13 protein-coding genes are annotated in these 15,712 nt (G+C 62.8%); 7 read left to right on the top strand and 6 right to left on the bottom strand.

Features of this window, described 5'->3' with window-relative positions:
• From E5W70_RS24430 to E5W70_RS24420, 3 genes are all read left to right on the top strand, one after another.
• Positions 1-838 (top strand): copper resistance D family protein (locus E5W70_RS24430; protein ID WP_292663298.1); only part of this gene is annotated, 838 nt, incomplete at its 5' end.
• Between the two features lie 120 nt (positions 839-958).
• The gene (gene gndA, locus E5W70_RS24425) at positions 959-2,383 is read left to right on the top strand and encodes an NADP-dependent phosphogluconate dehydrogenase (RefSeq protein WP_292663296.1); all 1,425 of its coding nucleotides are present in this window, start codon (positions 959-961) and stop codon (positions 2,381-2,383) included.
• 187 nt (positions 2,384-2,570) lie between these two features.
• Complete coding sequence (locus tag E5W70_RS24420; RefSeq protein ID WP_292663294.1) at positions 2,571-2,801, top strand: hypothetical protein; 231 nt, start codon at positions 2,571-2,573, stop codon at positions 2,799-2,801.
• Positions 2,802-3,071: 270 nt separating this feature from the next.
• Here E5W70_RS24420 and E5W70_RS24415 read toward each other — a convergent pair whose 3' ends face one another.
• The 6 genes from E5W70_RS24415 to E5W70_RS24390 all read right to left on the bottom strand — a co-directional run bounded on the left by E5W70_RS24415 (position 3,072) and on the right by E5W70_RS24390 (position 11,042).
• The gene (locus tag E5W70_RS24415) at positions 3,072-5,213 is read right to left on the bottom strand and encodes a beta-galactosidase (RefSeq protein WP_292663292.1); all 2,142 of its coding nucleotides are present in this window, start codon (positions 5,211-5,213) and stop codon (positions 3,072-3,074) included.
• 24 nt (positions 5,214-5,237) lie between these two features.
• Positions 5,238-6,140 carry a carbohydrate ABC transporter permease gene (locus E5W70_RS24410; RefSeq protein ID WP_292663290.1) on the bottom strand — a complete coding sequence of 301 codons (903 nt, stop codon included), beginning with the start codon at positions 6,138-6,140 and terminating at the stop codon, positions 5,238-5,240.
• Complete coding sequence (locus E5W70_RS24405; protein ID WP_292663288.1) at positions 6,140-7,060, bottom strand: sugar ABC transporter permease; 921 nt, start codon at positions 7,058-7,060, stop codon at positions 6,140-6,142. The genes E5W70_RS24410 and E5W70_RS24405 overlap by 1 nt, the downstream gene beginning before the upstream one ends.
• 77 nt (positions 7,061-7,137) lie before the next feature.
• Positions 7,138-8,445: an extracellular solute-binding protein gene (locus E5W70_RS24400; protein ID WP_292663286.1), complete on the bottom strand. Its 1,308-nt coding sequence runs from the start codon at positions 8,443-8,445 to the stop codon at positions 7,138-7,140.
• Between the two features lie 110 nt (positions 8,446-8,555).
• Complete coding sequence (locus tag E5W70_RS24395; RefSeq protein WP_292663284.1) at positions 8,556-9,572, bottom strand: ROK family transcriptional regulator; 1,017 nt, start codon at positions 9,570-9,572, stop codon at positions 8,556-8,558.
• Positions 9,573-9,992: 420 nt separating this feature from the next.
• Entirely contained in the window at positions 9,993-11,042 is a 1,050-nt protein-coding gene (locus E5W70_RS24390; protein WP_292663283.1) for a LacI family transcriptional regulator, read from the bottom strand.
• A gap of 394 nt (positions 11,043-11,436) precedes the next feature.
• Here E5W70_RS24390 and E5W70_RS24385 point away from each other — a divergent pair, with 394 nt between their 5' ends.
• The 4 genes from E5W70_RS24385 to E5W70_RS24370 all read left to right on the top strand — a co-directional run.
• Entirely contained in the window at positions 11,437-12,675 is a 1,239-nt protein-coding gene (locus tag E5W70_RS24385) for an ABC transporter substrate-binding protein (protein ID WP_292663281.1), read from the top strand.
• Between the two features lie 107 nt (positions 12,676-12,782).
• Complete coding sequence (locus E5W70_RS24380; RefSeq protein ID WP_292663279.1) at positions 12,783-13,676, top strand: sugar ABC transporter permease; 894 nt, start codon at positions 12,783-12,785, stop codon at positions 13,674-13,676.
• Positions 13,669-14,604: a carbohydrate ABC transporter permease gene (locus tag E5W70_RS24375; protein ID WP_292663277.1), complete on the top strand. Its 936-nt coding sequence runs from the start codon at positions 13,669-13,671 to the stop codon at positions 14,602-14,604. The genes E5W70_RS24380 and E5W70_RS24375 overlap by 8 nt, the downstream gene beginning before the upstream one ends.
• A 5-nt stretch (positions 14,605-14,609) precedes the next feature.
• On the top strand, positions 14,610-15,712 hold a 1,103-nt coding region (locus E5W70_RS24370; RefSeq protein ID WP_292663275.1), incomplete at its 3' end, for an ABC transporter ATP-binding protein.

Here is a 15,712-nt window from a genome sequence, read left to right as displayed (position 1 = left end):
GGCTGGCGTCGGCGCAGCACTTGCCGCCAGCGGGCATGCCAGTGCCGCCGAGCCGCAATGGCTGACCAGGCCGATGGTGTTTCTGCACGCCACTGGTATCGCGATCTGGGCCGGCGCGCTGGCACCGCTTGGTCTTGCCTTGAAACGGCAGCCGGCCAAAGCCGGGCCGTTGCTGCGACGGTTTTCGCGAGCGATCCTGTTCGTCGTGGCCGTGCTTGCGGCAGCCGGCATCGTGCTCGCCGTCATCCAGGTGCAAACGCCGGCGGCGCTGGTCCATACCGCTTATGGCCGGCTGCTGCTGATCAAGCTCGTGCTGCTCGTCTTTCTGTTCACGCTCGCCGCCGTCAACCGCTTCAAGCTTACGGCCCCGGCTGACGCGGGAGAAACGGAAGTCCAGCGGCGGCTGGCCCGCTCGATCTTTATCGAGCTGCTGATCGTGCTGGTGATCTTCGGCGTTGCCGCCGGCTGGCGCTTCACGCCGCCGCCGCGCGCGCTGGCGATCGCCGCGGCACAGCCGGCATCGGTGCATATCCACACGCTGCAAGCGATGGCCGATCTCAGCATTGCGCCCGGGCATGCCGGGCCTGTTGCCGCTTCGATCTTCATCATGACCGGCGATTTCGGCCCGCTCGACGCCAAGCAGGTGACGCTGGTGCTGTCAAAGCCCGATTCCGGCATCGAGCCCATCAACCGCCCGGCGACGAATCCCGGCGACGGCACCTGGCGCGTCGACGATCTCGTCATTCCGGTGGCCGGCCGGTGGACGGCGCGGCTCGATATCCTGGTCTCGGATTTCGAGATGGTGAAGATAGAGGCGCCGATCGATATCCGACCATGAAGACAGCGCTGGTCTGCGCAACACAATTCGGCGAGGCGGTTGACGCGGCATTGAAGGCCCGTCAATCATCGTCATCAATCGCGGCTCAAAGCAACAAGATCCGAAAGCAGGGAAGAAACGATGGAAAAAGCCGAAATAGGCCTGATCGGCCTTGGCACGATGGGCTCCAACCTGGCGCTCAATATCGCCGAGAAGGGGCACCGCATCGCCGTCTTCAATCGCACCGCGGCGCGCACCGATGCCTTTGTCGAAAATGCCGGCGCGCTCAGGGATAGGGTGGTGCCCTGCTATAGCCTCGAGGAACTGGCCGCCGCGATCCGGCCGCCGCGGCCGATCATCATCATGGTGCTGGCCGGCAAGCCGGTCGACGAGCAGATCGCGGCATTGCGCGGCGTGCTGTCGGCCAACGACATCGTCATCGATGCCGGAAATGCCAATTTCCGCGATACGATGCGGCGCTTCTCAGAGCTTACCGATTCGGGCCTGACTTTCATCGGCATGGGCGTGTCCGGCGGCGAGGAGGGCGCACGCCACGGTCCCTCGATCATGGTCGGCGGCACCGAAGAGTCCTGGAAGCGCGTCGAAAAAGTGCTGACCGCGATCTCGGCCAAATTCAAGGGCGAGCCTTGCGCGGCGTGGCTTGGCACCGACGGCGCCGGCCATTTCGTCAAGACCATCCACAACGGCATCGAATATGCCGACATGCAGATGATCGCCGAGATCTACGGCATATTGCGCGACGGGCTTGGCACGGGGCCGAAAGAGATCGCTGAGGTGTTTTCGCAGTGGAACACGGGCCGGCTCAATTCGTACCTGATCGAGATCACCGCCAAGGTGCTGGCCGCCGACGATCCGAAGACCGGCAAACCGGTGGTCGACATCATTCTCGACCGCGCCGGCCAGAAAGGCACCGGCAAATGGTCGGTGATCGAGGCGCAGCAGCTCGGTATCCCGGCCACAGCGATCGAGGCGGCTGTGGCGGCACGCGTGCTGTCGTCGATCAAGGACGAGCGGCTGGCCGCCGAAAAGGTCTATGGCGGCGGCGTGAGCAAGATTTCCGGAGACAGGGACGCCCTGCTCGGCGATCTCGAGCTGGCGCTGTTTGCTGGCAAGATAGCCGCCTACGCGCAAGGCTTCGCGGTGATGAGCGGCGCGTCGAAGGAATTCAACTGGAACCTGCCGATGCCGGTCATCGCCAAGATCTGGCGAGCCGGCTGCATCATCCGCTCGCAATTGCTGGATACGATGGCGGAGGCCTTCGGCGCCAGCGGCGCAGCCACCAACCTGCTGATGGCGCCGGCTTTCGTTTCGTTGATGCAGGAGGCACATCCGTCGCTTCGCCGTGTCGTGGCAAGGGCGGCCGAAGCCGGCTCGCCGGTGCCGGCCCTGTCATCCGCACTTGCCTATTTCGACAGCTACCGGCAGGGCCGCGGCACTTCGAACCTGATCCAGGCGCAGCGCGATTTCTTCGGCGCGCACGGCTTCGAGCGCATCGATGGGCAGGGCGCTTTCCACGGGCCCTGGGGGAGTGGCGCGGCGGGGTAGCGCCGCGACTTGGACCTAGAGTCCAATTTTGCGGTTGCCAGAAAGCAGACATCTCCAGCGACCAACTGGGTGTCGGGTCGCGCCAGGAACCTGCTATGCCGGTAGAGACGATTGACGGTCTCATCGGTATCGGCGGAGCTGCGAATCTGTGGTAAGCCGCCGCTCAACCAACCAAAGGACGACACCTGTGAGCGAACCGACCGTGGCCCAGGCGACCGAAAGTATCTATGCCTCGCTGCTGGCGGACAATGCCGACATCGACGCACATATCGCGACGCTTAAGGCGGCGCTGACACGAGAAGGGATAAAACAGGCGGTGTTCGATCCGACCAAGTTGGCGCAGAACAACCGCTCGGGGCGCAAGTTGATGCAGGCCTATTTTCGGCAGCGCGGCGTGAGCGTGAGGTTTTCGGACTAGTAGAGCCGCGCGCGGGTGATCTCAAGCGCGCCGTTGGGAGTTCTCGGGCCGGTCCGGCGGTTCGCAAGTTGGACGTCGGGACTGCGCCTAATGTCGGTCATTGAGGTCTCCTTCGTCGGTTCCCGAAAGCAGACATTCGGCTCGTGCGGGATGATGTCCGGGTTTGGCCCAAAGCGGCCGTCGAGAACTGGGCAACTCCGTTCCGTACGAGGCACTCCGATCCAACTCCGTCGTGTCGTCCCCTACTTGGGTCAGTCGCGCCCAAGCATCCTAATCGAGTTCGATGATGCTGCAGCCATAGGCGGGGAGCCTCATGCGGCCTGCCTTCACCTGCGCGTCGCCGAGCAGATCGGTGCCCTTTGGAATATTCGGCACGTCTGCCGGCTCGCCCAGCGTGTTGAGGATGAACAGCAGGCGGCGGTCCTTGCTCTCGCGGATGGTCGCTTCGACGCCGGCCGGCATGTCGGCGATGAGCGGCGCGATACCGGCGGGCGCCAGCAGTTGATCTGCCAGCACCTCGACCAGAGCATCGCTGAGGTACGTGCCGAGGTAGATCACATTGCCCTTGCCGACCTTGCGCGAAGTCATCGCGGCTTGGCCCTCGGCGAAGCGGCTGGCCCAGCTGCCGATAACCTCCGTGCCGGGCGCGACGTTAAGCAGCTCATAGAGATGCGCCGCCATCACCTGCGCATTCCCGATCTTGAGCTCGTATTGGCGGCTCGCCGACGTCGCCGGCAGCTTCTTGCGCACCGTGTTGGCGCCGAAGCGGCCGCCATGCTCGAACATCCCGTCGCCGCCGATCGGCGTCAGCAACCCGAACTCCTCGACCGTGATCCCGGCCAGCGCCGAGAGCGCCTTGCCCGGCGAGGTGTCGCGGATGACGTGGTTGTTAACGTCGCGTGATCCGGTGCGGCCTCCCAGGATTACCGTTCCACCCGCCTTAGCGAAGGCCTCGATCCGCGCCGTCCATGCATCGGTCCATTTCAGCCAATGCGGCACGTAGAGCGCCTTGAGCTTGCTGAGATCATCCTCGGGATGGATGAAGCCGCAGGCGATGTTGTGGCGGTAGCAATAGCGGTGCAGCAGCGTCGCATCGTCCTGCGGGCTCGGCATGCCGATGGGGTAGGAGCGGTGCATCTCCTGATTGTCGAAATCTGATCCGGCGATGCCCAAATCCATGCGCACATGCGTGCCGAGGATCTTGTCCTTGAGCGCCGTGACCTCACCCGCAAACTGCTTGGCCTCGTCATAGCGCCGCCGCGGGATGTCGTCGTGATCGATGATGCCCATCCAATAGATCTCGGCGCCGAAATGCGCCGGCCGCCAACGGAAGAACATCACGCCATCGGCGCCGCGCGCCACTGACGTATAGGCCATGCGGCGCATCTCGCCGGGTTCGGGCGTCAGCGTCGAGAAATTCGGCTGCGCACCGAAGCCCGATTGCTGCTCGGGCACTATGAAGTTGCCGGTGAAGCCGCGGCAGATGTCGAGATGCAGCGCTTGCGCCTCGCCGACGCCCCCAAGGCGCTGCATCTCGTCATAGAGGTGCGGATAGATGTCGAAGCCGAGAAAATCGAGATCGGTCGAGAACTCGCCGCGGAAGTCGATGTCGTCGATCCGCCCCAGATTGTGGAAGACGAACCAGTCTGGATTGGTGGCGCGCAGGATCAGCACCTGATCGTGCTGGAACCGCGCCGTGACGAAGGCGAGGAAGCGGTGGTAGTCGACCACATGGGTCGGCCCGACCGGGGCAGGGGCGTAGTCGAGGGGCAGCACCACTTGATCGAAATCGTCGTAGGCGGTGGCCCAGAAATGCCCGCCCCACGCATCGTTGAGCGCGGCGATGGTCTTGTACTTGTCCTTGAGGAAGGCCTGGAACTCGGCCAGAGTCACCGGACCGTAGGACAGCGATCCAGAAGTATTGAGCTCATTGTCCGTCTGCCAGCCGATGATGTGCGAATTGCCGCGATAATGCTGGGCCATCGCTTTAGTGATGCGCTTCGAATGCTCGCGGAACACTCCGCTCGCAAGATTGGCGTGCTGGCGCGAGCCATGGCTCATGGCGCGGCCGTTGGCATCGACGCGCAACACTTCGGGATAACGCGCCGTCAGCCAGCGCGGCGGCGTCGCCGTCGGCGTGCACATGATGGTCTTGATGCCAGCCTTGCCCAGCACATCTATGGCGCGGTCGAACAAATCGAAGTCGAACGTCCCCTCATGCGGCTCGATAATATGCCAGGCGAATTCCGCAAGTCGCACCGCGTTGAAGCCCGCGGCTGCCATGCGGTCGGCGTCGCGCTGCCAATAGCTCTCATCGACATGCTCCGGGTAGTGCGGGGTACCGACGAGGAAAGTGTCGGTCGCGATCGGCCGCCAGACAGAGAGCGGCGCGGATTTCGAGGCAATCGTCATAGTCGGAAAACTCCAGGCGATAATCTATTTGACGGCGCCGGCGGTGAGGCCGCCCTGCCAGAACCGCTGCAGCAGCAGGAACACCACGATGACAGGGATGATGCCGACCAGCGCGCCGGTGATGATGATCGAGAACAGCACCTCTCCGCCGCCACCGCCCTGCTGCGCGAGCTGATACCAGGTCGCAAGGCCCACTGTGATCGGCTGGTACTCCTGCGAGCGCAGCACGATGAGCGGCAGGAAGTAATTGTTCCAGGTCCCGACGAACGAGAGCAGCGCCACGGTCACCATGCCCGGCGCCACCAGCCGCAGCACGATGGCGCGGAAGATCACGAACTCGCCGGCGCCATCAATACGCGCCGCGTCGAGCAGTTCGTCGTCGACGCCCTGCTCGATATAGACGCACATCAGATAGACGCCGATCGGCGAGATCATCGAGGGCAGGATCACGCCCAGCGGATTGTCGCTGAGACCCGAAAGCGCCAGCAGCAGGAAGATCGGCACGACGAGGGCCGTCTGCGGGATCATCACAGCGCCCAAGACCAGCGCAAACAGCAGATTGCGGCCGACGAATTTGAACTTGGCGAACGCATAGCCTGCCGCGGTAGCAAAGATCGCGGCACCGAGCCCGGCGACGGTCGAATAGAGCACGCTGTTGAACATCCAGCGCATGAAGATGCCGTTGTCGCGCGCCAGCAGATCGCTCAGATTCTGCCAGAGGTTGAACTCGGTGCCGAAGCCGAAGCCGAACGTGGTGAACAGGTCGCCATTCGTCTTCGTTGCCGATAGGACCAGATAGACCAGCGGCACGAAGCTGTAGATGAGGAACAGTGACAGCAGCAGCGTGAGGATGATCCGCGAGCGCCGCCGTTCGCCGGGCCGGCGCTTGGCAGCTTCGAAAGTGGCGATGTCGGTCGTCGCAGTCATCATTGCTCCGGCCGACGGCGGTTGGTGATCAGGGTGAAGATGTAGGAGGCGCCGGCGATCACGATGCCAAGCACGAACGAGACGGCGGCCGCATAGCCATACTGCTGGTTCGAAGTCGCCAGCGAATAGGCATAGAGGTTCGGCGTGTAGCTCGAATTGATGGTGTTTCTGGCGAGCGCGCGCATCAAATACGGCTCATTGAACAGCTGCAGGGTGCCGTTGATCGAAAAGATGATGGTGATCAGGATCGCCGGCCACAGCAGCGGCAGCTGGATCAGCCGCGCAAATTGCCAGGCCGAGGCGCCATCGACCCGGGCGGCCTCGGCGAGGTCCGACGGGATCGCCTTCAGCGCGGCGTAGTAGATCACCATATTGTAGCCGACATATTCCCACGTCACGATATTGGCCAATGAGAAGATCATCGCGCCCGGCGACAGGAAGTCCGGCGGCGGCAGGTTGAACGCCTTGGCCATCTGCGTGAACGGGCCGAAGGTGGGGCCGTAGAGATAACCCCAGATGATCGTCGCGATCACGCTCGGCACGGCGTAGGGGAGGAAGAAGCCGAGCCGGAAGACGCCCTTGGCATAGACCTGGCCACGATCGAGCACGATGGCGAACAACAGCGCCAGGCTCAGCATAATCGGCATCTGCACGATGCCGAACAGAACGAGGTTCCACACGCCGCCCCAGAATTTGGTGTCGCCCATAACCTTGATGTAGCTGGCTGCACCCGCGAATTGCCGTCCGCCCACCAGCGTGTCGCGGTAGAGGCTCATATAGAACGCATAGACCAGCGGCGCGACGATGAAGGCGATAAATAGCAGCACGAAGGGCGCCAGGAACAGATAGGGCGCGAGCTTTCGTGACGTAAAACCGCCCGATCGCGCTGGGCGCGTCGCTGCGGCTGGCGAATTCGACATTGCCATGGTCCCCCGTCCGGCAAGATGAAGAGATCGGGCGCGCCGATCAAGCGCGCCCGTCCGTCGCCCGGGAGAACTCAGTCTACAGTGAAGCCTTGTTCCCGCGCGTAGGTGACCACGGCGTCTTGGATGCGGTCGAACGCATCCGACAGCGTGCCCTTGCCGCCGATCGAGGCGCCGAATTCATCTTCCATCGACTGGTACAAGAAGTCCTGGAACGGGCTCCACTCAAAGTTACTGACTGCGGCCGCCGATTTGGCGAACACTTTATTGACCGCCTGGCCACCGTAGAAGTCCATCTTCTGGCCGGCGAACTCGGCGCTGGTCAGCAGAGCGGTGGTGCATGGGAACAGGAACTGCTTGGTGGTGTAGAGCTTTGTGGCTTCGGGATTCGTAGTCAGCCAGATCGCGAGTTCGGCGGCCTCGGGCAGATGCTGGGTCGCTTTCATCACGGCCAGCGCTGAGCCACCCCAATTGCCGGTCGCGAACTTGCTCGCGTCCCACTGCGGCAGATCGGCGGCACGCCACTGGCCCACGCTGGTCTTGGCGACCGAGGTCAGGAACACCGGACCCCAGCCGGCGGTGAGCCAGGTGGCATAGCGGCCCGAGTCGAGGCCGGTGTACCACTCATTGTTGAACCCCGGCTTGGTCTCGATGACACCCGCGGTAATAAGGTCCTGCCAATAGGCGGCGAAGTCCTTGGAAATCTTGTCGTTGATGTTGATCGCGAGCTTGTCGCCATCGCGCCTGATCGGCTTCCAACCCATCGGCCACAGAAGACCATTGACCCAGCCGCCATTGCTGAGCAACGCGTCCGTCAGGAAGACATTGGGGTCGGCCGCATGCAGCTTCTTGGCGGCATCGGCAAATTCCGCCCAGGTCGCCGGCGGCGTGATGCCATGCTTGTCGAAGATGTCCTTGCGGTAGAGCATCGCCATCGGACCGGAATCCCATGGCATGCCGCCGACAACATTACCCTTGGCGACCTGGGTCCACGTGCCTTCGGGGAACTCCGCCTTGTGCGGGTTTGCCCACTGGCCGATATCGGCGAACGCGTCGATCTGGCGGAAGCTCTCGAGGAACTGGAATTCGATATGGACGACGTCGGGCAGGCCGCTGCCCGCCTTCAGGCCCGCACGGACCGCCTGATATTCGGGGGCCCCCTGGCCGGCATTCACGAGTTTGACCTGGATGCCCGGGTGCGCGGCGTTGAACATGTCGATCTGCGTCTGGAAATCCGGCAGCCACGACCACACGAGCAGCTTGACGGGATCGGCACCGCGAGCTGCCGCCGGCAGGGCCGCTACCGCAACGCTCGCACCCGCAACTTTCAAGAAGTCACGACGCTGCATCGTCCGCCCAAGCGGATTGAAAATCTTCGTCATTGAAGTCCTCCCACGAAAGATACGCTCCCACACGACGCAGGGCGCGGTTTTTCTTTCAGTTAGAAACTTAATGCCGAGATTCAGTCGCTGTCAATCGCGATCGATTGATCTTAGTCGGCCATCACGAGGCTGTCGGCAGGGTTGAGGGTGGTCGCATCGAGCACCAGGCGCACCGCTCCAAGGACGATATCGCGGTGTCCCAGCGCGCCGACCACGAGGCGCGGCGGGTCGTACACATTGCCCTTGAGGCGATGCAGGGTGAGCTTTCCCGCCGCATACTGGGTGTTGGCCTCTTCGAGCATCTTGGTGGCCTGTTCGGGGATGCCGAAAAAGCGCAGCGATTGCTTGTCGCCCAGATGTTCGAACGGCCGCCCGGTGAGGAGGGGGTCGTCGAGATACCAGCCGATCTCGCCCGCCGCATGCGAGTGCCCGCCATAGAGCTTGCCGTCGATCACGACGCCCGCGCCGGCGCCGGGTCCGATCGAGAGGCTCACGACGCTGCCGGCACCACGCCCGGCCCCGAATCCCCATTCGCCCACGGCGGCGAGGTTGCGCCCGTTTTCGACGACGATGGGCATCTGAAAATGCTCGCTGAGCCGCGCCCGCAACGGCATGTCGCGCCAGCCGAGCCCGAGCGTCAGCACCACTTCGCCCGCCGGCTGCCTGACGATCGAGGGCAGGCCAATGCCGATGCCGCGAATGGTTTGGCCGCGTGGGCGGGTAGCCGCCATCAACCGGCGGATCAGGCCGACCAGCTTCTCGAAATTGCGCTCGCCATCATCGTCGGCGGTCTCGTGCATTTCGGTCTGCACGACGCCCTCGAGATTGGCCACGGCGCCATAGAACTCGCCCTTGCCGGCCTCGATGCCGATGATCGCATGCGCCGCGCCGCGGAACTTGATGCGTGCCCGGGGACGGCCCCGGACATTGGCCTCGTCAAACCCGTCATACGCCACCAAATCCTCGGCAATCAGATCCTCGATCACCCGCATCACCGTCGGGATGCTGATGTTCAGTCGCTCGGCGAGGCTCGAAGGTGATGCCACTCCTTCGGTGCGGATCAAATCCACCACGGCCGAACGATTGAGTCGGCGTAACAGGCTCGACGTCGTGGGCTGGCGCTTCATTCATGGACCAGTTGCAAAAGGCCGGCGGACCGGCAACGAGCGTCGGCATAGACCAGAACAGAGATAGAGTCCGCCTTTTTCTGAAGACGCTTAACGCTGAGCGGCGAAGGCAACTGCGGTAGCCGGTCGACGATCGCCGCGAGATGGCGCCGGGCTCCCAGGCCCTCCGGACTACTGCGGGCAGTAAGCGACATGATCAACGACCGCAATTGGCGCAAAGCGGTCCGCACCAGGCTGGGCCAAGGTCGGCTTTCTAGCCCGATTATCCCGAAAGTGGACTGTCCACTTTCGGCCCCCAAAGACTGCCAGTCAGCAGCGCGCATTTTGCAGCCAAGTAGAATCACTTGGCGTCGCAGAAATGCGGCTAAGACAAATAGATTAGATCGTGCCGGATGCCAGTTCAATTTGAACATATCCCCCTCACGCCGGGCGGCGATAGGCCTGGACTTCGCCCGGTTCGCTCAGGCTTTGCAGGGTGCCGGGCGCGGCGCCGCCGATCCAGCCCAGCACCGAGCGGGCGAGCTCGGCGCCGGCCAGCCGGAAGTTCTCGTTGACGACCAGCAACTCGCTGCGAAACAGGTGCAGAAGCTCCGACGATTGTTTGGATACCACATCGACGTCGCGGCCAAGCTTGAGGCCGGCGTCTTCGATGCCGGCGACGATGGCGAGCGTCGCGGCGGCGGCGCTGCTGATGAAACCGTCCGGGCGGTTTTCGCGGCGCATCAGCTGCGCCGTCCGCATTCTGATCTGCTCGATCGAATGATCGATCGAAACGGTGTTGAACGGGATCTCGCTGGCGCCGACCTCGCTCAGCGCATCGGCAAAGCCGGCGAGCGTGTGGCCGTGATAGGTCAGCTCGACCGGCGGCGCCAGCAGCGCCAGCCGGCGGCGGCCGAGACCGGCCAGATGGCGCACCGCCTCGGCTGCGAAAGCATAATTGTCGAAATCATGATAGGGATGGATCAGCCCCATATCGGTGCGGCCATGCGTGGCAAAGGGGATGCCGCGCTCCAGCATATAACGGGCTCTCGGATCGTTCGGCTGCGTGCGCGAAATGATGACGCCGTCGGCTGAACCGGTTTCCACGAGGTAACGGATCGGGTCGAGCGGATCCTGCGAGCGCGAATAGGGCGTCACGATCAAATGATAGGGCGTGTCGGCAATGACTTCGGAAACGCCGTAGATGATATCCGAGACAAAGCTCATGATCTCGTGCTCGGTGTTGAGCACCAGGCTGATGACATTGGTCTTGCCGGTGCGCAGGCGGACGCCGGCACGGTTGGGCCGATAACCGATCTGCTTGGCGACAAGCTGGACGCGCCGCCTGGTCTCGGCGCCGATCTCGGGCGCGTCCTTCAGCGCGCGCGACACGGTGGTGACGCCCAGCCCGGTCATGAAGGCGAGCGTCTTCAGTGTCGGCCGGCCCTGGCCCGACGCTTCGTCGGCCTTCTCTTTTTGATGCCTGTTCATTCATCCCGCCCCGTCAGGCGCATAACAGTTGCCGGAAAGCCCGGCAATGGGCCGGCCGCGGGTACGCCGCGGTCCTTCACCGAATGAGACCGCTATATACTGAAACGTTACAGATTGTCACGACCATCGCCATATCACTGGCGACAGATGCAGAACGAGCGGTGCTGCAATCGGTGCAAAACCGTGACTGGAACGGGCTTTTTCCGATTTTTTGGCATCGCAGCATTCCATTTTGCAGTGCAGCCCCTCTTGTTGCGATGCGGTAGGCCGGCGAGCCGCGCGATTTTATTCGTGCTTCGAAAAAACTTGATGCCACCTTCGCCTGAGGGGTTGCGCGCCTCAAGCAATTGCCGTATCGAAAATCTGTAACGTTTCAGATTCTGGGAGGAACGAAATGCGATACCAACTCATGACTGCTGCGCTGGCTGCGACGGTCGCGCTGCAATTCGCCGGCCCGGCGGCCGCGACGGATCTGGAAGTCACCCATTGGTGGACCTCCGGCGGCGAGGCGGCAGCGGTCGCCGAACTTGCCAAGGCTTTCGATGCAACCGGCAATCATTGGGTGGACGGCGCTATCGCCGGCTCCGGCGGCACGGCGCGGCCGATCATGATCAGCCGCATCACCGGCGGCGACCCGATGGGTGCCACCCAGTTCAATCACGGCCGGCAGGCGGAAGAATTGGTGCAGGCCGGGCTTATGCGCGACCTCACCGACCTCGCCACCAAGGAAAAGTGGACGGAAATCGTGCAGCCGAAGAGCCTGCTTGACGGCTGTACCCTCGACGGCAAGATCTATTGCGTGCCGGTCAATATCCACTCCTGGCAGTGGCTGTGGCTGTCGAACGCCGCCTTCGAAAAAGCCGGCGTGCCGGTGCCGAAGAACTGGAATGAATATGTCGCTGCGGCGCCCGCGCTTGAAAAAGCAGGCATCCAGCCGCTCGCGGTCGGCGGCCAGCCCTGGCAAGCCTCCGGCGCTTTCGACGTGCTGCTTGCGGCGGTCGGCGGCACCGACGCCTTCCTCAAGGTCTACAAGGACAAGGACGCGGAATTCGCCGCCGGGCCCGAAGTCGCCAAGGTCTTCAAGGCCGCGGACGACGCCCGCAAGATGGCGAAGAACACCAATGTGCAGGACTGGAACCAGGCCACCAACCTGGTCATCACCGGCAAGGCCGGCGGCCAGATCATGGGCGACTGGGCGCAGGGCGAGTTCCAGGTTGCCGGTCAGGTCGCCGGCAAGGACTATACTTGCCTTCCGGGCCTCGGTCTCAACGAGATGATCGCCACCGGCGGCGACGCTTTCTACTTCCCGCTGCTGAAGGATCCCGAAAAATCGAAGGCACAGGAAGTGCTGGCCCACACGCTGCTCGATCCCAAGACGCAGGTCGCCTTCAACCTCAAGAAGGGTTCGCTGCCGGTGCGCGGCGACGTCGACCTCAAGGCGGCGAACGACTGCATGAAGAAGGGCCTCGAAATCCTCGCCAAGGGCAATGTCATGCCCTGGACGGACCAGCTGCTTTCGCAGGATACGCAGAAGCAGAAGGAGGATCTGTTCTCCGAGTTCTTCGCCAAGCAGGACATGACCGTGGAAGATGCGCAGAAGCGCTTCGCCGCCATTGTCGGTTCGGCCGATTGACCGATCGATCAACCGCCTCACTCCCGCCCCTGCAAACGCAGGGTCGGGAGCTCGGGTCAAGGTCTCTTGACCCTCCCGGCCTTACCCGATCCAGCCCGGCTGTGCAGATGAGCAAGAGCGAACGCCCTAGCCAACTTTTTCGCAACCTCAATGCGAAAATCGCCTCGATCCCAATGATCTTCACCGCGCTGGTGATCTTTGTCGGCGGCACCGTCTGGACGGTGTTCTATTCCTTCACCAATTCCAAGCTGCTGCCGCGGCTGCACTTCGTCGGGCTCGACCAGTATTACCGGCTGTGGGCAACGCCGCGCTGGCTGATCTCGATCGAGAACCTGCTGATCTACGGCGTGCTGTCGCTGGTGTTCTCGCTGGTGATCGGCTTCCTGCTTGCTGCCCTGCTCGACCAGAAGATCCGGTTCGAGGACACGTTCCGGACCATTTTCCTCTATCCCTTCGCCCTGTCCTTCATCGTCACCGGTCTCGTCTGGCAATGGCTGCTCAACCCGGAATTCGGTATCCAGGGAGTGGTGCGCAGCCTCGGCTGGACGAGCTTCAGCTTCAATCCGCTCTATGATTCCAGCATCGTCATCTACGGCATATTGATCGCCGCTCTCTGGCAAGGCACCGGGCTCATCATGTGCCTGATGCTTGCCGGCCTGCGCGGCATCGACGAGGATATCTGGAAGGCCGCGCGGGTCGACGGGATACCGACGTGGAAGACCTATCTGTTCATCATCATACCGATGATGCGGCCGGTCTTCATCACCACGCTGGTCATCGTCGCCTCCAATATCGTTCGCGTCTATGACCTTGTCGTCGCCCAGACCAGCGGCGGGCCCGGCATCGCCTCCGAGGTCCCGGCCAAATATGTCTATGACTACATGTTCTTCGCCCAGAACCTCGGCCAGGGGTTCGCCGCCTCGACGATGATGCTGCTGTCGGTGATCATCGTCATCGTGCCGTGGGCCTATCTCGAGTTCGGAGGCAAGAAGCGTGTCTGACCATGCCGTTTCATTGCCCGCCATTGCCGGCGCCGGTGGCCTCGAAGCCTACGGGCCGAGCGGACCGAAGCCGCGCCACACATTCTCGCGCCGTAACATCTTCCTCTACGGCACGCTGATCGTGGTGGCGCTCTACTATCTTTTGCCGCTCTACGTGATGGTGGTGACATCGCTCAAAGGCATGCCCGAGATACGCCTCGGCAACATCTTCTCGCCGCCGATGGAGATCACCTTCGAGCCGTGGGTCAAGGCCTGGTCGAGCGCCTGCACCGGGCTTAACTGCGACGGGCTCTCGCGTGGTTTCTGGAATTCGGTGCGCATCACCATCCCGTCGGTGATCCTGTCGATCGCGCTCGCCTCGGTGAATGGCTATGCGCTTGCCAACTGGCGCTTCAAAGGCGCCGACACTTTCTTCATCATCCTGATCGTCGGCGCCTTCATCCCCTATCAGGTGATGATCTATCCGATCGTCATCATCCTGCGCGAGGTCGGCCTCTACGGCAGCCTCAGCGGCCTGGTGATCGTCCATTCCATCTTCGGCATGCCGATCCTCACGCTGTTGTTCCGCAACTACTTTACCTCCATGCCGGAGGAGCTGTTCCGGGCAGCGCGTGTCGACGGCGCCGGCTTCTGGGGCATCTATTTCCGCATCATGCTGCCGATGTCGCTGCCGATCTTCGTCGTCGCCATCATCCTGCAGGTGACCGGCATCTGGAACGACTTCCTGTTCGGCGTCGTCTACACCCGCCCCGACACCTATCCGATGACGGTGCAGCTCAACAACATCGTCAACTCGGTGCAAGGCGTGAAGGAATACAACGTCAACATGGCAGCCACCATCCTGACCGGCCTGGTGCCGCTGATCGTCTATTTCCTGTCCGGAAAATTGTTTGTGCGCGGCATCGCCGCCGGCGCCGTGAAAGGATGATGGCGATGAACGCAAACGGCAGCATTGAGGTAAACGGTAGCAAGGGGGCAAACGGCACCAGTGTCTCGATCCAGAACCTGTCGCTGAATTTCGGCGCGATATCGGTGCTGCAGACGCTCAATCTCGATGTCGCCGAAGGCGAGTTCATCGTGCTGCTCGGCCCGTCCGGCTGCGGCAAGTCGACCTTGCTCAACTGCATTGCCGGGCTGCTCGACGTTTCCGAAGGCCGCATCTTCATCAAGGGCAAGAACGTCACCTGGGAAGAGCCCAAGGATCGCGGCATCGGCATGGTGTTCCAGTCCTACGCGCTCTATCCGCAGATGACGGTGGAGAAGAACCTGTCGTTCGGGCTGCGCGTTGCCGGCCTCGCCAAGGACGAGATCGCCAAGCGCATCGCCCGGGCCGCCGAGATCCTGCAGATCGAACCGCTTTTGCACCGCAAGCCGGCGGCCCTGTCCGGCGGCCAGCGCCAGCGCGTGGCGATCGGGCGCGCACTTGTGCGTGACGTCGATGTTTTTCTGTTCGACGAGCCGCTCTCCAACCTCGACGCCAAGCTGCGCGCGGAATTGCGCGTCGAAATCAAGCTGCTGCACCGCAAGCTCGAGAACACCATGATCTACGTCACCCACGACCAGATCGAAGCGATGACGCTGGCCGACCGTATCGCGGTGATGAAGGGCGGCGTCATCCAGCAGCTCGATGCACCGCAGACCATCTATAACCGGCCGGTCAACCGGTTTGTCGCCGGCTTCCTCGGCTCGCCGGCAATGAACTTCCTCGACGGCAGGCTGGAGCAGGCGGCAGGCGACTGGCACTTTGTCGCCGAGGATGTGCGGATACCGCTTGCCACCTATGCTTTCGAGAAGGATCCGGTGCCGGGGCCGGCCGTGTTCGGTATCCGCCCCGAGCACGTGGCGTTCAACAGCGGCACGGGATGGCCGTTCGCAGCCACGGCAAATGTCGAGGTCGTCGAGCCCATGGGTTCCGACACGCTGGTCTGGCTGAAGCTCGGTGGCCAGAATTTCACGGTACGGGTGACAGCCGAGCGCACGCCAAACAACGCCGAGGCGGTCGGCATCGGTTTTGATCCGATGCGCGCCTCGCTTTT

Source organism: Mesorhizobium sp., assembly GCF_005063415.1.
Lineage (GTDB): Bacteria > Pseudomonadota > Alphaproteobacteria > Rhizobiales > Rhizobiaceae > Mesorhizobium.
The sequence above is the reverse complement of the archived record's forward strand: the minus strand, read 5'-3'. Positions and strand labels throughout refer to the sequence as shown.

What these genes read in the sequence shown, in the direction of transcription:
- gndA (WP_292663296.1), top strand. Translation starts at nt 959, where the DNA reads ATGGAAAAAGCCGAAATAGGCCTGATCGGCCTTGGCACGATGGGCTCC.
- E5W70_RS24415 (WP_292663292.1), bottom strand. Translation starts at nt 5,213, where the DNA reads ATGACGATTGCCTCGAAATCCGCGCCGCTCTCTGTCTGGCGGCCGATC.
- E5W70_RS24410 (WP_292663290.1), bottom strand. Translation starts at nt 6,140, where the DNA reads ATGACTGCGACGACCGACATCGCCACTTTCGAAGCTGCCAAGCGCCGG.
- E5W70_RS24405 (WP_292663288.1), bottom strand. Translation starts at nt 7,060, where the DNA reads ATGTCGAATTCGCCAGCCGCAGCGACGCGCCCAGCGCGATCGGGCGGT.
- E5W70_RS24400 (WP_292663286.1), bottom strand. Translation starts at nt 8,445, where the DNA reads ATGACGAAGATTTTCAATCCGCTTGGGCGGACGATGCAGCGTCGTGAC.
- E5W70_RS24395 (WP_292663284.1), bottom strand. Translation starts at nt 9,572, where the DNA reads ATGAAGCGCCAGCCCACGACGTCGAGCCTGTTACGCCGACTCAATCGT.
- E5W70_RS24390 (WP_292663283.1), bottom strand. Translation starts at nt 11,042, where the DNA reads ATGAACAGGCATCAAAAAGAGAAGGCCGACGAAGCGTCGGGCCAGGGC.
- E5W70_RS24385 (WP_292663281.1), top strand. Translation starts at nt 11,437, where the DNA reads ATGCGATACCAACTCATGACTGCTGCGCTGGCTGCGACGGTCGCGCTG.
- E5W70_RS24380 (WP_292663279.1), top strand. Translation starts at nt 12,783, where the DNA reads ATGAGCAAGAGCGAACGCCCTAGCCAACTTTTTCGCAACCTCAATGCG.